The organism is Mycobacterium sp. SMC-13, from assembly GCF_045311035.1.
GTDB lineage: Bacteria > Actinomycetota > Actinomycetes > Mycobacteriales > Mycobacteriaceae > Mycobacterium.
Window position 1 is genome coordinate 1 of sequence record NZ_JBJIAI010000033.1, and the last position, 17,251, is coordinate 17,251.

General features: G+C 66.8%; 16 protein-coding genes. 8 read left to right on the top strand and 8 right to left on the bottom strand.

All coding sequences use genetic code 11. The features are described 5' to 3' along the window. The 7 genes from ACJH6I_RS28780 to ACJH6I_RS28810 all read left to right on the top strand — a co-directional run. Positions 1-873 (top strand): PucR family transcriptional regulator (locus ACJH6I_RS28780; RefSeq protein WP_406784996.1); only part of this gene is annotated, 873 nt, incomplete at its 5' end. 258 nt (positions 874-1,131) lie between these two features. Beyond that, positions 1,132-2,397 (top strand): FAD-binding oxidoreductase, encoded by a 1,266-nt coding sequence (locus ACJH6I_RS28785; RefSeq protein ID WP_061007411.1) that lies wholly within the window; start codon positions 1,132-1,134, stop codon positions 2,395-2,397. A gap of 132 nt (positions 2,398-2,529) precedes the next feature. Beyond that, on the top strand, positions 2,530-3,006 hold the full coding sequence (locus ACJH6I_RS28790) for a GreA/GreB family elongation factor (RefSeq protein WP_061007412.1): 477 nt from the start codon (positions 2,530-2,532) through the stop codon (positions 3,004-3,006). Positions 3,007-3,058: 52 nt separating this feature from the next. Beyond that, positions 3,059-3,541: a GreA/GreB family elongation factor gene (locus ACJH6I_RS28795; RefSeq protein WP_061007413.1), complete on the top strand. Its 483-nt coding sequence runs from the start codon at positions 3,059-3,061 to the stop codon at positions 3,539-3,541. Between the two features lie 105 nt (positions 3,542-3,646). Next, positions 3,647-3,973, top strand: a complete 327-nt coding sequence (locus ACJH6I_RS28800) for a helix-turn-helix transcriptional regulator (RefSeq protein ID WP_061007414.1) — start codon at positions 3,647-3,649, stop codon at positions 3,971-3,973. After that, positions 3,960-4,487, top strand: coding sequence for an SRPBCC family protein (locus tag ACJH6I_RS28805; protein ID WP_133427834.1), 528 nt, complete (start codon positions 3,960-3,962; stop codon positions 4,485-4,487). Before ACJH6I_RS28800 ends, ACJH6I_RS28805 begins: the two co-directional genes overlap by 14 nt. Positions 4,488-4,496: 9 nt before the next feature. Beyond that, positions 4,497-5,132 carry a flavodoxin family protein gene (locus tag ACJH6I_RS28810; RefSeq protein WP_061007419.1) on the top strand — a complete coding sequence of 212 codons (636 nt, stop codon included), beginning with the start codon at positions 4,497-4,499 and terminating at the stop codon, positions 5,130-5,132. On the opposite strand, the gene ACJH6I_RS28815 is transcribed toward ACJH6I_RS28810, so the two are convergent. Genes ACJH6I_RS28815 through ACJH6I_RS28830 form a run of 4 tightly spaced genes read right to left on the bottom strand, consistent with a single transcriptional unit; the run spans position 5,116 to position 8,181 of the window. Next, positions 5,116-6,492 (bottom strand): FAD-containing oxidoreductase, encoded by a 1,377-nt coding sequence (locus ACJH6I_RS28815; RefSeq protein ID WP_061007416.1) that lies wholly within the window; start codon positions 6,490-6,492, stop codon positions 5,116-5,118. The two genes, ACJH6I_RS28810 and ACJH6I_RS28815, sit on opposite strands and share 17 nt — an antisense overlap. Continuing rightward, the gene (locus ACJH6I_RS28820) at positions 6,479-6,982 is read right to left on the bottom strand and encodes a DUF4126 family protein (protein WP_061007417.1); all 504 of its coding nucleotides are present in this window, start codon (positions 6,980-6,982) and stop codon (positions 6,479-6,481) included. The genes ACJH6I_RS28815 and ACJH6I_RS28820 overlap by 14 nt, the downstream gene beginning before the upstream one ends. Positions 6,983-7,033: 51 nt before the next feature. Next, positions 7,034-7,903 carry an ATP phosphoribosyltransferase gene (gene hisG, locus ACJH6I_RS28825; RefSeq protein ID WP_061007418.1) on the bottom strand — a complete coding sequence of 290 codons (870 nt, stop codon included), beginning with the start codon at positions 7,901-7,903 and terminating at the stop codon, positions 7,034-7,036. Beyond that, positions 7,900-8,181, bottom strand: coding sequence for a phosphoribosyl-ATP diphosphatase (locus tag ACJH6I_RS28830; RefSeq protein WP_029105736.1), 282 nt, complete (start codon positions 8,179-8,181; stop codon positions 7,900-7,902). Before ACJH6I_RS28830 ends, hisG begins: the two co-directional genes overlap by 4 nt. A gap of 162 nt (positions 8,182-8,343) precedes the next feature. Between ACJH6I_RS28830 and ACJH6I_RS28835 the strand changes: the two genes are divergently transcribed. Next, positions 8,344-9,744, top strand: a complete 1,401-nt coding sequence (locus ACJH6I_RS28835) for a DUF222 domain-containing protein (RefSeq protein WP_406784997.1) — start codon at positions 8,344-8,346, stop codon at positions 9,742-9,744. A gap of 156 nt (positions 9,745-9,900) precedes the next feature. On the opposite strand, the gene ACJH6I_RS28840 is transcribed toward ACJH6I_RS28835, so the two are convergent. The 4 genes from ACJH6I_RS28840 to metH form a co-directional block, all read right to left on the bottom strand. Next, positions 9,901-10,842 carry a hypothetical protein gene (locus ACJH6I_RS28840; RefSeq protein ID WP_406784998.1) on the bottom strand — a complete coding sequence of 314 codons (942 nt, stop codon included), beginning with the start codon at positions 10,840-10,842 and terminating at the stop codon, positions 9,901-9,903. Between the two features lie 219 nt (positions 10,843-11,061). After that, positions 11,062-12,516, bottom strand: coding sequence for a sugar porter family MFS transporter (locus ACJH6I_RS28845; protein WP_406784999.1), 1,455 nt, complete (start codon positions 12,514-12,516; stop codon positions 11,062-11,064). 78 nt (positions 12,517-12,594) lie between these two features. Further along, positions 12,595-13,260, bottom strand: a complete 666-nt coding sequence (locus tag ACJH6I_RS28850; RefSeq protein WP_064857744.1) for an HAD family phosphatase — start codon at positions 13,258-13,260, stop codon at positions 12,595-12,597. A gap of 5 nt (positions 13,261-13,265) precedes the next feature. Continuing rightward, the gene (gene metH / locus ACJH6I_RS28855) at positions 13,266-17,030 is read right to left on the bottom strand and encodes a methionine synthase (RefSeq protein ID WP_406785000.1); all 3,765 of its coding nucleotides are present in this window, start codon (positions 17,028-17,030) and stop codon (positions 13,266-13,268) included. Positions 17,031-17,251: the final 221 nt, after the last annotated feature.

Sequence of the window (17,251 nt, forward strand, 5' to 3'; positions counted from 1 at the left end):
TCAGATCATCCTCGGGAAGGTGCGCCCTTTCCTACGCCGCCTCGCCGAGGCTCATCCACAGGTTCTGATCATTGCTCTGCTCACACGGTGGCCCTGCACCTGTTGCGGTCACGTGCCAGCGCGGACCTCGAGCGGCAAGTGGAATCCGAACTGGTGATCCGGTTGCTGGAGGGCACTGCCGATGCCGCCACCGCCGCCAGCCGACTGGGCCTGCCGCACACCGTGTTGCGGGTGGTTGCGCTGCAGGCGTTCATCGGCGCGGAACGCGACGCGGCGCTGCTGTTGGCGTTCGAGCGAGCCACGACGGGCTTTGGTTGGTCACGGCCGGGCCGCAGTGCCCTGGCCGGCAACACCGTGTACACGCTGCTGCCCGGCGAACAATCAGAAGCTGCCAGGAAGTGGGTTTCCAGCCTGCAGGCGGCATTGCCCGAGCGGGTGACGCTGTTGGCCGGTATCAGTGGTGCCGCAGAGGTCGCTGATCTGGTCGCGGCGCGCCACGAGGCCGACGAGTGCCTGGCGCTACACGAGACGTCGCCGACCGGCGTCGCCCCTCCGGCCTACGACGAGTCGTGGGACGACATCCTGCTGCAACGGTTGCGCAGTGCGGCACGCTCAGGACGCTCCCCCGATCGCCGGCCGGTGGCCGAACTGCGCCGGCACGACCGCGACCACGCCACCGACTACCTGCCCACCCTGCGGGCCTGGCTCGAGGCGCAGGGCGACCCCACCGAAGCGGGTAACCGGCTGGGAGTGCACGAGAACACCGTGCGGTACCGGCTCCGCAAGATGGCCGAAATCACGAATCTCCCACTCGACGACGCCAAGAAGCGGCTGGCCATGATGATCGAACTCGCCGCCACCGACACCGACTGACCAGTCCGGGCTGTCGAAACACGACAAAGCGCGCCAGCCGGCGCTGTACGCCTCCGGCACCTCACGGCACGTCGAAGCCGGTCGCGGAGGTGCTCGCTGCCGGCGCCTACCCGATTCGCCGAGACACGACCGCGCTCAGGAGGGCGTTGTCGAATCTCGACAACCCGGCACCGGCCTCTTGTCGGATTTCAGCAAATGCCTTTCTCCTGGTGAAGCCACCATGGACGCAAGGACGAAGTTCGGATGCGGAGGTTTGTGATGAGCGGCGGCGAGCGCATTGACGGCGGACCCCGGTCGGCGATCGTGGTCGGTGCGGGCATCGTCGGGCTGTCGACGGCGTGGTTCCTGCAAGAGCGCGGCCTCGATGTCACCGTGGTTGACCGCACCGGAGTGGCCGCCGGAGCATCGTGGGGCAACGCCGGCTGGATCGCACCGGCACTGACGCTGCCGCTGAACTCACCCGGTGTGCTGCGATATGGGCTGCGCGCCCTCGTCGATCCGGCCGCCCCGTTGCACATTCCCTTGACCGCCGACGCCGAGCTCGGGGCCTTCTTGATGCGCTTCGTCGCCAACTGCCGGCCCGAGTCGTGGAACCGGGCGGTGCGCGCCAACGTGCCGCTCAACGAAGAAGCCATCGAAGCCTTCGACGTACTCGTCGCCAACGGTGTCGACGCACCGGTGACCGATGCCCCGATCACCGCCCTGTTCCGCAGCACCGAACAAGCCGAACGCATGATGCGCGAACTCAAGCATCTCGAAAAGGCCGGGCAGACAATATCTGTCACCGCTCTGGCCGGCGAGGCGCTACGCGAGCAAGTGCCGCTGGCATCGCAGGCGATCACCGCCGCCCTGAGCATCAACGGTCAACGCTTCGTCGATCCCGGCCGGTTCGTCAACGCGCTGAGTCAGGCAGTCGTGCGGCGCGGCGCCAGGATGCGCACATTGGAGGTGCGCGACGTGTCCAGCTCGGGCACCGGGGTCAGCGTCCACCCGCCAAATGACGAGCCGTTGACCGCCGACACCGCGGTGATCGCCACCGGCGCATGGCTTGCCCGGCTCACCGGCAGTCGGATACGCGTGCCCGTGCAGGCCGGTCGCGGCTACTCGTTCACAGTGCCCGTGGACCGTCCCATCCCCGGGCCCGTCTACCTGCCCGATGTGCGGGTTGCGTGCACGCCCTACCACGGCGCACTGCGGGTGGCGGGAACCATGGAATTCCGCGCCCCGCACGACCCGGCGACCCCGGCGCGGGTCGATGCCATCGTCACCTCCGCGGCTCCCCTGCTGCAGGGCGTGCGGTGGGCTGAACACAGCGAGATGTGGGTGGGCCCGCGCCCCGTCACTCCCGACGGCCGCCCACTCATCGGGGAGGTGACGCCCGGCGTCTACGTTGCCGGCGGCCACGGCATGTGGGGACTGGCGCACGGACCGGTGACCGGCCGGCTACTGGCCGAACAGATCACCACCGGCAAGCAACCCCAAGCCCTGCGCGAATTCGACCCGCTGCGCCGAACGGGGCGCTAGACCCACCAATCACTGGTCCACACCGCCCGTGCAGCCCCACACCACGGGCGCTCCAGTCGTCAGGGGCGGCGCGTCCACCACCGGCCCGCCCCTGGCGACAACCTCGGCTTCGACGAAAGGACAGCACCGAAAATGACCAGCACTGAACGTCTTTGGATGACGCGTGAGGCCCATACGCGGCTGCAGGCCGAACTGACCGTGCTGCGTTCACGGTCGGGTATCGAAGTTCGTGGCGACGTCATGGACACCGACGACAACCTCGTCGAGAATTACTTGGCGCGACAAGCGCGCATGCGTCAGATTCAAGATCTGCTGTCCAATGCCGTGGTCGGTGAAGACCCGCCCGACGACGGGATCGCTGAACCGGGAATGGTCCTGACCGTTCGCTACGACGACACCGGGGACATCGAGACGTTTCTGCTCGGTGTACGCGGTGCCGAGGACCCCGATGTCGATGTGTATTCCATGCAATCGCCGCTGGGCAGCGCGGTCGCCGGCGCACATGTCGGCGAGCAACGCACCTACTCCATCCCCAGCGGGGCCAGCGTGCCCATCACGCTACTCAAGGCGGTCCCCTACGGAATGCATGCCCCGAACGGCGACACATGAAGAACTTGAAATGCCCTACCGCGCAACCGGTCTCGCGACGAATGGAAATGACATGGCCACCACGACACGAGTCTGGATTTCCCCACAAGCCCACGAACGGCTGCACCGCGAACTGGACACCCTGCGTTATCTTCACTCCGCCGGAACGGCCGACGAGAACATCGACGCGAACGCCGCAGCAGTGCGACGCGCGTGGGAGAAGCGGATTCAGCAGATTCATGACCTGCTGATCAATGCCGTCGTCGGCGAAGACCCACCCAACGACGGCATTGCCGAACCCGGGATGGTGGTCACCATCCGACACGACGCCACCGGGGACTTCGAGACGTTCCTACTCGGCGTACAGGGCGCCGAATACGCCGACATGCCCGTCCATTCCATCGAATCCCCGTTGGGTGCCGCCATTGCAGGCGCGTGCGCCGGGCAACGACGCACCTACCGACTGTCCAGCGGCATCCCGGTGACAGTCACGCTCGTCAAAGCCGTGCCCTACGGCCTCCACATCGCCGACCTGGACCAGTCCGCACCGCAGTGAGACCGCGTAACCGCACAACACTCTGAGCTGCGGAAATCACACCACCTGTATCGCCGAGTCTTATATGTACTTGCATCTATATAGATAGCTGGGCATACTGACTTCATGGACGTCTTCGAAGCGGTCGCCGAACCGAACCGGCGCGCGCTGCTCGACGTACTCGCCGAGGGCGAACGCACCGCGGGCGAGCTGGTCGCCACGCTCCCGGGACTGACGCAACCGACGGTCTCCCGTCACCTCCGGGTGTTGCGGGAAGTCGGACTGGTCGAGGTGCGGCCCGATGCCCAACGACGCATCTACGCGCTGCGTGCCGACGGTCTGGTCGAGATGGACCAGTGGATCGACCGCTACCGCCGCTACTGGACCAACCATCTGGATGCCCTTGAGCGCCATCTGGATTCGACATTCGAGGAGGAACGTGACAACCGATGAACTCGAGGGCGTCGTCACCGTGGACGGCGACCGCGCCACGCTGACATTCGAGCGACGACTGAAACACCCCGTCGAGCGGGTATGGGCCGCGATCACAGAACCCGCGCATCGCGACATCTGGATGGGCAAGACCGTCATCGACGGCCGTGCGGGCGGCTCGATCGAGACGGTCGCCTCGGGCCCGCCCGTGCCACCGGATATGAAGCGCATGACGGGCCGCATCCTGGTCTGGGATCCGCCGCATGTGTTCGAGCATGAGTGGCACCAACAGATCGTCGAACCCGGTGTGGTCCGCTACGAACTCACCGCCGATGGCAGCGGCACTCTGCTCCGGATGACCCATCGCGGCCTTGGCGTGCCCAATGCCAACGGATTCCGGCCCGGCACACAGGCTTTCCTCGACCGGCTGCAGGCGCTGCTCGACGGCACTCCCCTGCCCGGGTGGCTCGAGCGATACGCCGAGATCGCCGGACACAGCCCGCTCGATGCCCCGCCCGCAGGCCCGAACCCCTAGGAGTTAATGATGTCGGACAATACCTTTCACGAAACACCTTCGGTTGTCGTCGCCTACCAGTCCGGGTTCGCACACACCGCGTTCCTCGCCGAGGCAGTCGCCGCCGGAGCCCGGTCCGGCGGCGCGGCCGTCACCCTGATCCGGTTGGGTGACCTCACCGACGACGACTGGCAAACGCTGGATACCGCCGACGCGATCATCTTCGGCACCGCCACCTACATGGGCAATGTATCGGCGGCGTTCCAGACGTTCGCCGAGCAGACGGGACGTCGCTGCCAGCAGGGCGCGTGGCGCGACAAGGTCGCCGCCGGGTTCACCAACTCGGGAAGTAAGAGCGGCGACAAGCTCAATTCGCTTGTCTCACTGGCGGTCTTCGCCGCCCAGCATCACATGCATTGGGTCAATCTGGGCCTGGGCCCGGGCTGGAATCACTCCACCGCAAGCGACAGCGAACTCAATCGGCTGGGGTTCTGGCTGGGTGCCGCGGCGGCGACCGATGTCGACGCCAACCCAGACCAGGTGCACCCATCCGATACGGCGACGTGCGAACACCTGGGCCGGCGCGTCGCCGAGGTCACCCGGCAATTGGTCGCCGGACGCGGTGTGGCACAGGCTGTTACCGAGCCTGTCATTGCAGGGGCCTGAGCCCCTCGAGCATCGTGGGCACCAGCTCGGAAACAGTCGGGTGGATGTGCACGGTGTGCGTCATGGTCGTGTACGGTGCTTTGGCGGCCATCAGGTCGAGGATGCAGTGCACCACCTCGTCGCCGCCGACACCGAGGATGGAGGCGCCGAGAATCTGGTTGGTCTCGGCGTCGACCACGACCTTCATGAAGCCCTGCGTCTCCCCCTTTTCGACCGCCCGGCCGACGCGGGTCATCGGGCGCTTGCCCACCAACGCTTTTCGCCCCGACGCCCGAACCTGCGCCTCGGTCAACCCGGCCCGCCCGAGCGGCGGATCGATGTACAGCGCATAGGTGGGGATCCGGTCACTGACCCGCCGCGGTTCGTTGTCGAGCAGGTTGGCCGCCACGATCTCGAAGTCGTTGTACGACGTATGAGTGAACGCCCCCTTGCCGTTACAGTCGCCCATGGCCCAGATGTGGTCGACGGTGGTCCGCAGCTGATCGTCGACGGTGATGTATCCCCGGGAGTCCGTTGCCACGCCGGCCTTTTCGAGACCAAGGTCGTCGGTGTTGGGCACGCGCCCGACCGCGACCAGCAGGTGCGAGCCCGGTACAACGGCACTGCCGGTGCTGACCGCCACCCCGTCGCCGTCTTTGGCCACCCGAATATCGCTGGCACCCAGGTGGATTGTGATGCCCTCACGTTCGAGAATGTCCTTGATGGCGGCGCAGACGTCGTCGTCTTCGCGCGAGGCAAGTCGCGGCCCGCGTTCGACGACCGTGACCTCGGCGCCGAACCGGCGGAACATCTGCGCGAACTCGAGACCGATGTAGCTGCCGCCGATGATCACCAGGTGCTCTGGCACCGTGTCGAGGTCGAGAATGCCGACGTTCGTGAGGTAATCAACGTCGGCCAGACCGGGGATATCCGGGGCCGTCGCACGGCCGCCTGTGTTGAGGAAAATCTTCTCACCGGTGATCTGTTGGTCACCGACCTGCAGCGTGTGTGGATCGAGGAAGCGTGCGTGCCCGCGTAGCAGCGTGCAGCCTTTCATGCCTTCCAGCCAGCTCTCGACGCCTTCGCGGTCCTCGGTGACGATCCCGTCCTTGCGGCCCTTGACTTTTGCCATGTCGACGGTGACGTCGCCGGTTCCGATGCCGTAGTCGGCGCCGCGGCGGGCCAGGTGTGCGGCGTAGGCGCTCGCGACCAAAGTCTTGGTCGGTATACAGCCGTAGTTCACGCAGGTGCCGCCGACGAGCTTGCGCTCGATGACGGCGACGGTCTGGCCGGCTTCGGTGAGTCGGCCGGCCAAGGGCGGTCCCGCTTGTCCGGCGCCGACGATGATGGCGTCGAACGCGGTGCTCTCAGACGACGACATAGGGACCGATGGCACTCAGCGCGACGGCCGCTATGGCGAAGCCACCACCGACCGCGAGGACGTCCTCGGCGAGCGCCACCGGCAGGTCATGTCCGCCGTTGCGCGCCACCAGGATTCGACGTGCGTGGAAGCCTGCCAGCGTCCCGATGACCGCGCCGATCATGCCGCCGCCCATGCCGATGAACGTGTGGTGCCACCCGGCGCCGATGACCGCACCGGCGAACGCGCCGGTGAGCAACCGGGCCCCGAACTGCGCCGGCACCGTTCGTGCCGGCGTCTTGGGCAACTGATCGGTGATCAACTCGACCACCAACAGGACGGTCAGCACCGTCACCGTGATCCAGTTACCGACCCATTCGGCCCAGGTACCCACCAGCGGCAGCCAACCGAGCTTGGCGCCCCAGGCCACCACCGCGGGCGGAGTCAGCGCCCGCAGGCCCGCGACCACACCGATGAGTAAGGCGAACAGCAGAATCAGTGCTTGTGTCACGTGACCTCCGTCAGGTTGCAGACCTTACGGGGACGCTAACACCGGCACGGGTCAGAAGCGACAGAACCGGATATCGGACGCCAGGATCGCCTTGGCCCCGATGGCCGCCAGCTCATCCATGATGGCGTTGACCTGCCGCCGCGGCACCAGGGCACGCACCGCAACCCAGTCGGCGTCAGCCAGGGGCGCGATGGTCGGCGATTCGAGACCCGGCGTGATGGCCGTTGCCTGCTCCAAAACGCTGCGGGGGCAGTCGTAATCGAGCATCAGGTACTGCTGCCCGAACACCACACCCTGGATGCGGGCCGCGAGCTGGTCGCGGGCCGGGTCCGGTGCGACATCGGCGCGCTCGATCAGCACCGCCTCCGAATCGCACAGCGATTCACCGAAGGCCACCAGGTTGTGCAGCGCCAGAGTGCGGCCGGATCCGACGACGTCGGCGATGGCGTCGGCCACGCCGAGCTGGATCGAGATCTCCACGGCGCCGTCGAGGCGGATCACGGTGGCTTCGATCCCCTTGTCGGACAGGTCTTTCCGCACCAGGTTCGGGTAGGCGCTGGCGATGCGCTTGCCGGCCAGATCGGCGACCGTCCAGTCCCGTCCCTTTGGCGCGGCATAGCGGAACGTCGAGGATCCGAAACCCAGGGCCAACCGCTCGCTGACGGGGGCCATCGACTCGGCAGCGAGGTCGCGACCGGTGATGCCGAAGTCCAGCTGCCCGGACCCCACGTAGATGGCAATGTCCTTGGGCCGCAGGAAAAAGAACTCGACCTTGTTCGCCGGGTCGACGACCGTCAGATCCTTCGGATCGGTGCGGCGACGGTATCCGGCCTCGGACAGGATGTGGGCGGCCGACTCACTCAGTGCGCCCTTGTTCGGAACGGCGACGCGCAGGAGGCCGTTGGACGATGCGCCGGTCACAGCTTGCCGTACACGTCGTCGAGGGTCAGGCCGCGCTTGATCATCAATACCTGCGTCCAGTACAGGAGCTGACTGATCTCGCCCGCCAGCTCGTCATCGCTCTCGTGTTCCGCGGCGATCCACACTTCGCCGGCTTCTTCGATGATCTTCTTGCCCAGATGATGCACCCCGGCGTCCAACGCCGCGACGGTGCCGCTGCCGGCCGGCCGGGTCTTCGCTCGCTCACTGAGCTCGGCGAATAGCGCATCGAAGGTCTTCACGGGCTGCAATTGTTTCACGTTGGGGGCAAGGGCCGTGCACGCGGCTACCTGGGGCCGCGCGGCGGTGCCACAGCCGCTCTGGAAAAAACTTTGGTCACTTTGACACCGCTGGTCACAGTGGGCAACTAGCGTCACATTCCAGTCGATTTCTTGTCGGTGGCTCGAACTAGTGTTCGATGCATGGGATTGACCGATCCGGCCGCTGTCGAGGCGGCGTACGCCGCCTACGAAGCCGCGGCGGCCCAGGTTGCGTCCCTGGACTACACCGGCCTGGATGTGCGGACATTGTTGGAGGTGCAGTCGCGCCGCGAAACCCTGAAATGCGCCGCCGAAGCGGTCGATCACCAGATCCTGGCCGCCGCCCAAACCCAAGCCACCGCCAAAGACATCGGCGCAAAAGACTGGCCCGAAGTGCTGCATGTGCGGCACCGCATCAGCCGCGAAGAAGCCCGTCGCCGGGTGCGCGACTGCGACAACCTGGGCCCCCGCGCGGCCATCACCGGGGAGGCGTTGGGCCCGGTGTGGGAACTGGTCGCCGCCGCGCTGGCCGAGGGTGCGATCAACGCCGAGCACATCGCGGTGATCACCTGGTTCTTCCAGAAGCTGCCGTTATGGGCGGCCGACCCCATCACGCTGGCGCAGTGCGAGACGGATCTGGTGGCCGACGCGCGGGTCAAGACCCCCGAAGACCTACGCAAAGCCGCGGCGGATTTGTTGTACCGGTTGGATCAGGACGGCCCCGAACCCGACGACGGCGAGCCCGACCCGAAACGCTCGTTCGTCATGGGCAAGCAGCGGCCCGACGGCCGCACTGACGTCACCGCCCAACTCGACCCCGAAGGCCGGGCCTACTGGCAAGTGCTGTTCGACAAATACGCGGCGCCGGGCATGTGCAACCCCGCCGATCCGCAGCCCTGCTACTCGGGTACGCCGACGCAGGAGCAGATCGACAACGACACCCGCACTGTGGCGCAGCGCCAGTACGACGCCTTCAAATTCGTGGGCCGGATGATGCTGGCCTCCTCCTCCGGGGTGCACAACGGCTTCCCCGTCGCGGTGGTCGCCACCTGCACGGTGGCCGAGTTGGAAAAACGTGCCGGGACGGCGCTCACCCACACCGGCACGAAACTGCCGATCAAAGACCTGATCCGGATGGCCGCCCAAGGGTCGGACAACTACCTCGCGGTGTTCGATGAGCACACCGGCCAGCCGTTGTATCTGGGTCGGGCGGCCCGCACCGCCAGCACCGCGCAGCGGTTGGCGTTGTTCGGGCGGGACCTGGGGTGCACCCGACCGAACTGCACCGCCCCGGCCTCGCGCTCCCAGGCCCATCACATCAGCAACTGGCGCGATGACGGCCTGACCAACATCGACACCATGACCCTGGCCTGTGGCCGCGACAACCGCCTGGTCGACGCCGGCGGCTGGAGCACCACCATGGGCCCCGACGGCCGCACCCACTGGACCCCACCACCACTGCTCGACGTCGGCCAACCCCGCACCAACCACTACCACCACCCCACGCTCTACCCGCACGAGAGTGAGGACGCCGATGGTGAAAGCGACAGTCCCGCAAGCTAACCCGGCAAGACGCCGGAAGACCACGCCGACTTACCGCGGCGGCGGTACTGCACGCGCTGCAGTGCCGACGCGGCGCCACCGGCGGCTGCGAGTCGAGCCGCAACGCGCGAAAGCGGCCGCCGACGCCGCGCCGCCTACGCCGAGATTCAGCCGCGCCTAGGAGTTGCCCTTGTCACCGCGAACCGACCGGCTGCCGTGGCCCAGCTTCGAGCTACGCGACGGCGATGCCCCCGCCTTGCCGGCCCCCTTCGAAAGGCCTGCCCGCGATCCGGCATTCTGGCCGCCGGCATTCCGATCCTGGGATTGGCCGGCAGCCGTCATCGGCCCATGCCGCACCGACTGCCGCCCCGTCGGCTTGAACTGCCCCACCACGTAGTCACCGGTCGCATCCGACGCCGCCGCTGCGCCCTTCGATGTCCGCAACGTCGGCGACACCCGCCCGTAGTGTGTCACCTTGAGAGATGGCGTCACCGGGTCGGAGACGGTCGCGGTGGGCGCGACAGGACCGGTCGACACGGCCGCCGTCGGCGTGAGCGTCGCGGACACCGGTGCCGGCACCGCCGCGAACGGCAGCAAGTTGAGTATCGGGGCAGCGATGGAGTTGAAAATTGTGAGGGGCACACCCACGACCAATCCGTACAGGATGACGCCCAAGAACACGAACGGGCCGAAGACAGCAGCCAGCTCAGGCGTACTGACCAATGGCTGGGCCAACGTCAAGAACGCCGTCGACAGCGCCGACACGATTGCCTGCTCGATGACGGCGACGGCCCCGGCCGGCTGCGGAGCGGGTAGTGCCGTTGCCGCCAGTGGCATTGGCGCCGTGAGGGATCCGGTCGTCGGCGTCGTCGCGGCTGCAGCACTGACACCCGAGCTGCTGCCGCCCACCACGCGCACCGCGGCTGCCACCACGCCGGCATGGGTGTCGACGAACTGCTCCAGCGCCGCCCAGTGCGCCGACATCGCGGTATTCACAGCCGCCACCCGGACGGCGCCGGCGTCGAACATGACACCACGCACCGGCGGGGCCGCGCCCACAAAGCCGAGCACCACGATTGCGGCGGTGGCGATCGCGACACCGATGTTCAGTCGAGCCACACAACGAGAGCGGGCGTTGACCATTGCGCACCCCTTCCACGAAGGAGCGTCAGAACCACGGCAGCACCAACGCTCACCGCCGATAATTGTCTCGTACGTCAATAGGGATGGGCATCAGCCATCTGACGGAGATTCCGGGGCGCGGCTGAATTCAGTCCGTCGCTGAATTGAGTCAGTCAGTGAAATCAGCCAGTCACTGCTGCCGGGCAACCGGCAGCCTCATTTTGCCAGCAACTCGGCGTGCATGTCCTCGAGCGCAACGCCTTTGGTCTCGCGAACCCACTTGGCGACGAACACCAGCGACAGGAACGCGCACAGCGCGTAGAAGCCGTATGCGACGCCGAGCGTGCTGCGCAGTTCGGGGAAGGTGACGGTGATGGCCCAGTTGGCGACCCATTGGCCGGCCGCGGCCAGTCCGAGCGCCGCGGCTCGGATGCGGTTGGGGAACATCTCCCCCAGCAGCACCCACACCACAGGCCCCCACGACATGCCGAATGCCACCACGAACAGGTTGGCGGCGACGAGGGCGACGGGCCCCTCCATGCCGCTGAGTTGCGGCACCCCGTTCACCTGTGGGGCGGTACCGAAGATGACTGCCATGGTGGCCAGCGTCAGCGTCATACCGGCCGAGCCGATGAGCAACAGGGGCTTGCGGCCGATCTTGTCGATCAGCATGATCGCGATCACGGTCGTCAGGATGTTCACCACCGAGGTGATGACGGTGATGAGGAACGACGAGCTCTCATCGAAACCGACGGCCTCCCACAGCACGTTCGAGTAGTAGAAGATCACGTTGATACCGACGAACTGCTGGAACACCGACAGCGCCAGACCGACCCAGACGATGCCGTAAAGGCTCAGCGGTCCGCCCCCGGGCCGGCACATGTCGCGCCACGTGGGCTTCTGTTCGGACTCGAGCGTCTGCTGGATGCGACCGATCGTGATCTCCAGGTTCTTCTCCCCCAGCAACGTGGTGAGCACCTTGCGGGCTTCCGGAATCCGGTGCGTGGCAACGAGATACCGGGGCGACTCGGGAATGGTGAAGGCCAGCAGGCCGTACACGATGGCCGGGATGGCCATCAGGATGAACATCCAGCGCCAGGCCTCCTGCCCCAGCCACAGGATGTTGCTCGCCCCACCGGCCAGATGCGCGAGCAGTGCGTCGACCGCCAACGACAGGAAGATGCCGCTGACGATGGCCAGCTGCTGTAGCGATCCGAGGCGCCCGCGGATGCTCGCCGGTGAGGTTTCGGCGATGTAGGCCGGAGCGATCACCGACGCGATGCCCACGCCGAGGCCGCCGACAACCCGGAATGCCACCAGCACCCAGATGTTCCAGGCCAGCCCGGCCCCGATGGCGCTGATCAGGAACAGCAGCGCGGCCAGCTTCATCACGGAGAGACGGCCGGCGCGGTCGGCCAGCCGCCCCGCCGTCATGGCGCCGACGGCCGCACCGAGCAGCGCCGAGGCAACGGCGATCCCCAACGACTGGTCGTCGATCGCGAAGTGCATCTGGATCGACTTCACCGCACCGTTGATGACGGCGCTGTCATAGCCGAACAGCAGACCGCCGAGAGCCGCCACCGACGCTATGCGCACCGCACCGCGACCGGAGTCGAACTCCTCGTCGGCGAAGATCGCCGTGGTGTCGTCACCGATCGGGCCATGGGACATCGGACGTCCTTTCGCAGCGCTGCGTGGGGTGCGTCAACAATCGCACAACAGGGCCCGCTGCAGGACCAGAACTCGCGGCTACGAACACATTTCGGTGTAGATGTCACGGAGGTCGGCGACCCCGAGCCCGGCCAGCGATTCGATGTGCCGGCGGCGTGGTCCGTCGGGCACCGCGACGTCGTTGGGCACCACCAGCACGACGCAGCCCGCGGCGTCCGCCGATTGCGCGCCGGTCACTGAATCCTCGATCGCCAGACAGTCCTCCGCCGCAACGCCCAGCAGTTCTGCGGCCCGCAGGTACGGAGCCGGATGCGGCTTCCCGTCGGGCACCTCGTCACCGCAAACGGTGACCGTGAAGTAGTGGCTGCCAATGGTTTTCAGCGCCTGCTCGGTCAACGTGCGCCGGGTGTTGGTCACCAGCGCCAGCGGAATGCCGCTGGCGGCCAAGGTTTCCAGCAACTCCTGCGCGCCGGGACGCCAGGGTAGCCCCTGCTCGAAGAGCTCACCGGTGTAGACGTGCAGCCAGTCCGCGGACTCGGCCATGGACTCCGGCGTCGGGTCCAGGCCGAGGTCGTCGTAGACGATCCGCATGACGTTCTCCGCCGAGCCGCCGACCGTCGTCTCCCGCACCGCGTCGGTCAGCACGCCGCCCTTCTGGGCATAAAAGGCGTGCATCGCGACGTCCCAGAGCTTTTCGGAGTCGACGAGCGTGCCGTCCATGTCGAACAGGACAGCTTTGAACATCTACCTCAGTCCTCCGGGTTGTAGCCGAGGTTGGGGGCGAGCCAGCGCTCGGCTTCCTTCAAGGTCCAGCCCTTGCGCCGCGCGTAGTCGGCGACCTGGTCCTGGGCCAAGCGGCCGACCACGAAGTACTGCGACTGCGGGTGCGAGAAGTACCAGCCGCTGACGGCGGCGCCGGGCCACATCGCCATCGACTCGGTCAGCTCGATGCCGGTCCGTTCGGTGACGTCCAGCAGAGAGAACAGCGTCGTCTTCTCGGTGTGCTCGGGGCAGGCCGGGTAACCGGGCGCCGGGCGGATGCCGACGTACTTCTCCCCGATGAGCGCCTCGTTGTCGAGCTGCTCGTCGGGGCGGTATCCCCAGAACTCCTCACGGACCCGCTGGTGCATCCGCTCGGCGAACGCCTCGGCCAGCCGGTCGGCGATCGACTCCAGCAGGATGGCGCTGTAGTCGTCGAGGGCGGCCTTGAACTCCATGATCTTGTCCTGGCTGCCGAGCCCCGCGGTGACCGCGAAGGCGCCGACGTAGTCGGCCAGGCCGGTGTCCTTGGGCGCGATGAAGTCACCGAGCGACTTGTTCGGGATCCCGTCGCGGTGCTCGCCCTGCTGACGCAGGTTGTGCAGCGTGGTCAGCACCTCGGTGCGGGTCTCGTCGGTGTAGACCTCGATGTCGTCGCCGACGGCGTTGGCGGGGAAGAAACCGATCACGCCGTTGGCGCGCAGCCACTTCTCCTTGATCAGGGTGTCGAGCATCTCCTGGGCGTCGTCGTACAACTTGCGCGCGGCCTCGCCCGACGCCGGGTTGTTGAGGATGTCGGGGAACTTGCCCTTCATCTCCCAGGCGTTGAAGAACGGCTGCCAGTCGATGTACTCACGGAGCTCGGAGAGGTCGTAGTCGAGGAACTCGCGAACGCCCACGCCCTGGGCCGGCACCGGCGGCGCGTAGCCGTCCCACTCGATCGGTGTGCGGTTTGCGCGCGCCTTCTCCAGCGTCAGCATGGGCCGCTCGTTCTTCTGCGAGTGCCGTTCGCGAAGGGCCGCGTAGTCCTTCTCCGTGGCCTCCATCAGGGCGGGACGCTGCTTGTCGTCGAGCAGTGCGGCCGCCACCGGCACCGACCGCGACGCGTCCTTGACCCAGACCACCGGACCGCTGCGGCGCGGCGAGATTTTCACGGCCGTGTGGGCGCGCGAGGTCGTCGCACCACCGATCAGCAGCGGAATCTCCAGGCCTTCACGTTCCATCTCGACGGCGAAGTTCACCATCTCGTCGAGTGACGGCGTGATCAGGCCGGACAGCCCGATGATGTCGGCGTTGTGCTCCTTGGCGGCGTCCAGGATCTTCTGGGCGGGCACCATCACACCGAGGTCGATCACCTCGAAGTTGTTGCACTGCAGAACAACCCCGACGATGTTCTTGCCGATGTCGTGGACGTCGCCCTTCACGGTCGCCATCACGATGGTGCCGTTGGTGTCCTTGCTGTCAGCCGTCCCATTCTCGGCCTTCTCCGCCTCGATGAACGGCAGCAGGTACGCCACGGCCTTCTTCATCACGCGCGCCGACTTCACGACCTGCGGCAGGAACATCTTGCCCGCGCCGAACAGGTCGCCGACGACGTTCATGCCGTCCATCAGCGGGCCCTCGATCACCTCGATGGGCCGCCCGCCGGCGGCGGCGATCTCGGCGCGCAGTTCCTCGGTGTCGTCGTCGACGTGCGCGTCGATGCCCTTGACGAGTGCGTGCGTGATGCGCTCGCGGACCGGCAGGCTGCGCCACTGCGCCGCGACCGGGTCCTCTTCCTTGCCCTTGGTGTTGAACCGTTCGGCGATCTCCAGCAGCCGCTCGGCCGCGTCCTCGCGCCGGTTCAGCACGACATCCTCGATGCGGTCCCGCAGCTCGGGGTCGATCTCGTCGTACGGCACCAGCGCACCGGCGTTGACGATGCCCATGTCCAGGCCCGCCTTGATGGCGTGGAACAGGAACACGGCGTGGATCGCCTCACGGACCGGGTTGTTGCCGCGGAACGAGAACGACACGTTCGAGATGCCGCCCGAGATGTGGACCCCGGGCAGGTTCTCCTTGATCCAGGCGCAGGCCTCGATGAAGTCGATGCCGTAGGTCGCGTGCTCCTCGATACCGGTCGCCAGCGCGAAGCAGTTCGGGTCGAAGATGATGTCCTCGGCCGGGAAGCCGACCTCCTCGGTCAGAATCCGGTAGGCCCGCCCGCAGATCTCCTTGCGGCGCTCCAGGTTGTCGGCCTGGCCCTGCTCGTCGAAGGCCATCACGACGACGGCGGCGCCGTACTTACGGCACAGCCGCGCCTCGCGGATGAACTTCTCCTCGCCCTCCTTCATGGAGATCGAATTGACGATCGGCTTGCCCTGCACGTTCTTCAGGCCCGCCTCGATGACCTCCCACTTGGAGGAGTCGATCATCACGGGAACCCGGCTGATGTCGGGCTCGGCCGCGATCAACTTGGTGAAGCGATCCATCGCGGCGACGCCGTCGATCATGCCCTCGTCCATGTTGATGTCGATGACCTGCGCACCGACCTCGACCTGCTGCAACGCGACCGACAGCGCGGTGTCGTAGTCCTCGGCCTTGATCAGGTTGCGGAACCGGGCGGAACCGGTGATGTTGGTGCGCTCACCGATGTTCACGAAGAGCGAATCTTCGGTGATGTTGAGCGGCTCCAGACCCGACAGCCGGGTCGCCACCGGAATCTCCGGCAGCTCGCGGGGTGTCTTGCCCTCGACGACCTTGGCGATCTCGGCGATGTGCGGCGGCGCGGTGCCGCAGCACCCGCCGACCAGGTTGACCAGACCGGCCTCGGCGAACTCCTCGATGTAGCCGGCCTGACGCTCCGGGGACTCGTCGTACTCGCCAAAAGCGTTGGGCAGACCCGCATTCGGGTAGCAGGAGACGAAGGCGTCGGCGATGCGCGCCACCTCGGCGATGTACGGTCGCATCTCGGGCGCGCCGAGGGCGCAGTTCAGGCCGACCGCGAGCGGCTTGGCGTGCCGGATCGCATTCCAGAACGCCTCGGTGACCTGTCCGGACAATGTCCGGCCCGACGCGTCGGTGATGGTGCCGGAGATGATCAACGGCCAGCGGCGGCCCCGCTCCTCGAACAGTGTCTCGACGGCGAACACCGCGGCCTTGGCGTTGAGCGAGTCGAAGATCGTCTCGATGATCAGGATGTCGGAGCCGCCGTCGACGAGGCCGTTGGCCGCTTCGAGGTAGGCAGCGACCAGCTGGTCGTAGGAGACGTTGCGGGCGCCGGGGTCGTTGACGTCGGGCGAGATCGACGCGGTGCGCGTCGTCGGCCCCAGAGCGCCGGCGACGTAGCGCGGCTTCTCGGGGGTGCTGAATTCGTCGGCCGCCTGGCGGGCCAGAGCGGCGCCGGCGTAGTTCAGCTCGTAGGCGAACTCCTCCATGCCGTAGTCGGCGAGCGAGACCGCGTTCGCGTTGAACGTGTTGGTCTCGAGGATGTCGGCGCCCGCCTCGAGGTATTCGCGGTGGATGCCCTCGATGATGTGCGGCTGCGTCAGGGTGAGCAGGTCGTTGTTGCCGACCAGATCGCTCGGCCAGTCCTTGAACCGCTCGCCGCGGTAGCCGGCCTCGTCGGGCCGGTCGCGCTGGATCGCCGTCCCCATTGCGCCGTCGATGACCATGATCCGCCGGCCCAGCGCAGCCGTGAGTTCATCGGTGCAGTCCGGGCGGATGTTCGGCGCGAAGGTTTTCACCGGGGCGGCAGTCACATGCGTTCCTTCCATTGCGGAAGGCGTCCTTAACTCTGCCGAGCGTGGCGGACACCGGAAAACCCGGATCCGTTGCAACGCCTCTCGACGCCAAAGAGTCTACGTCGTCAGCCGACAGACGTTCGGACGCCCACGTTGGACAGTCGATTGTCCAGTGCAGTCACATCACCATGGTAGGTGGAGTCACCAAACCGGTTTCTCGGCCCGACCCGCCCAGGGGTAGCGCTCGCGGGCGC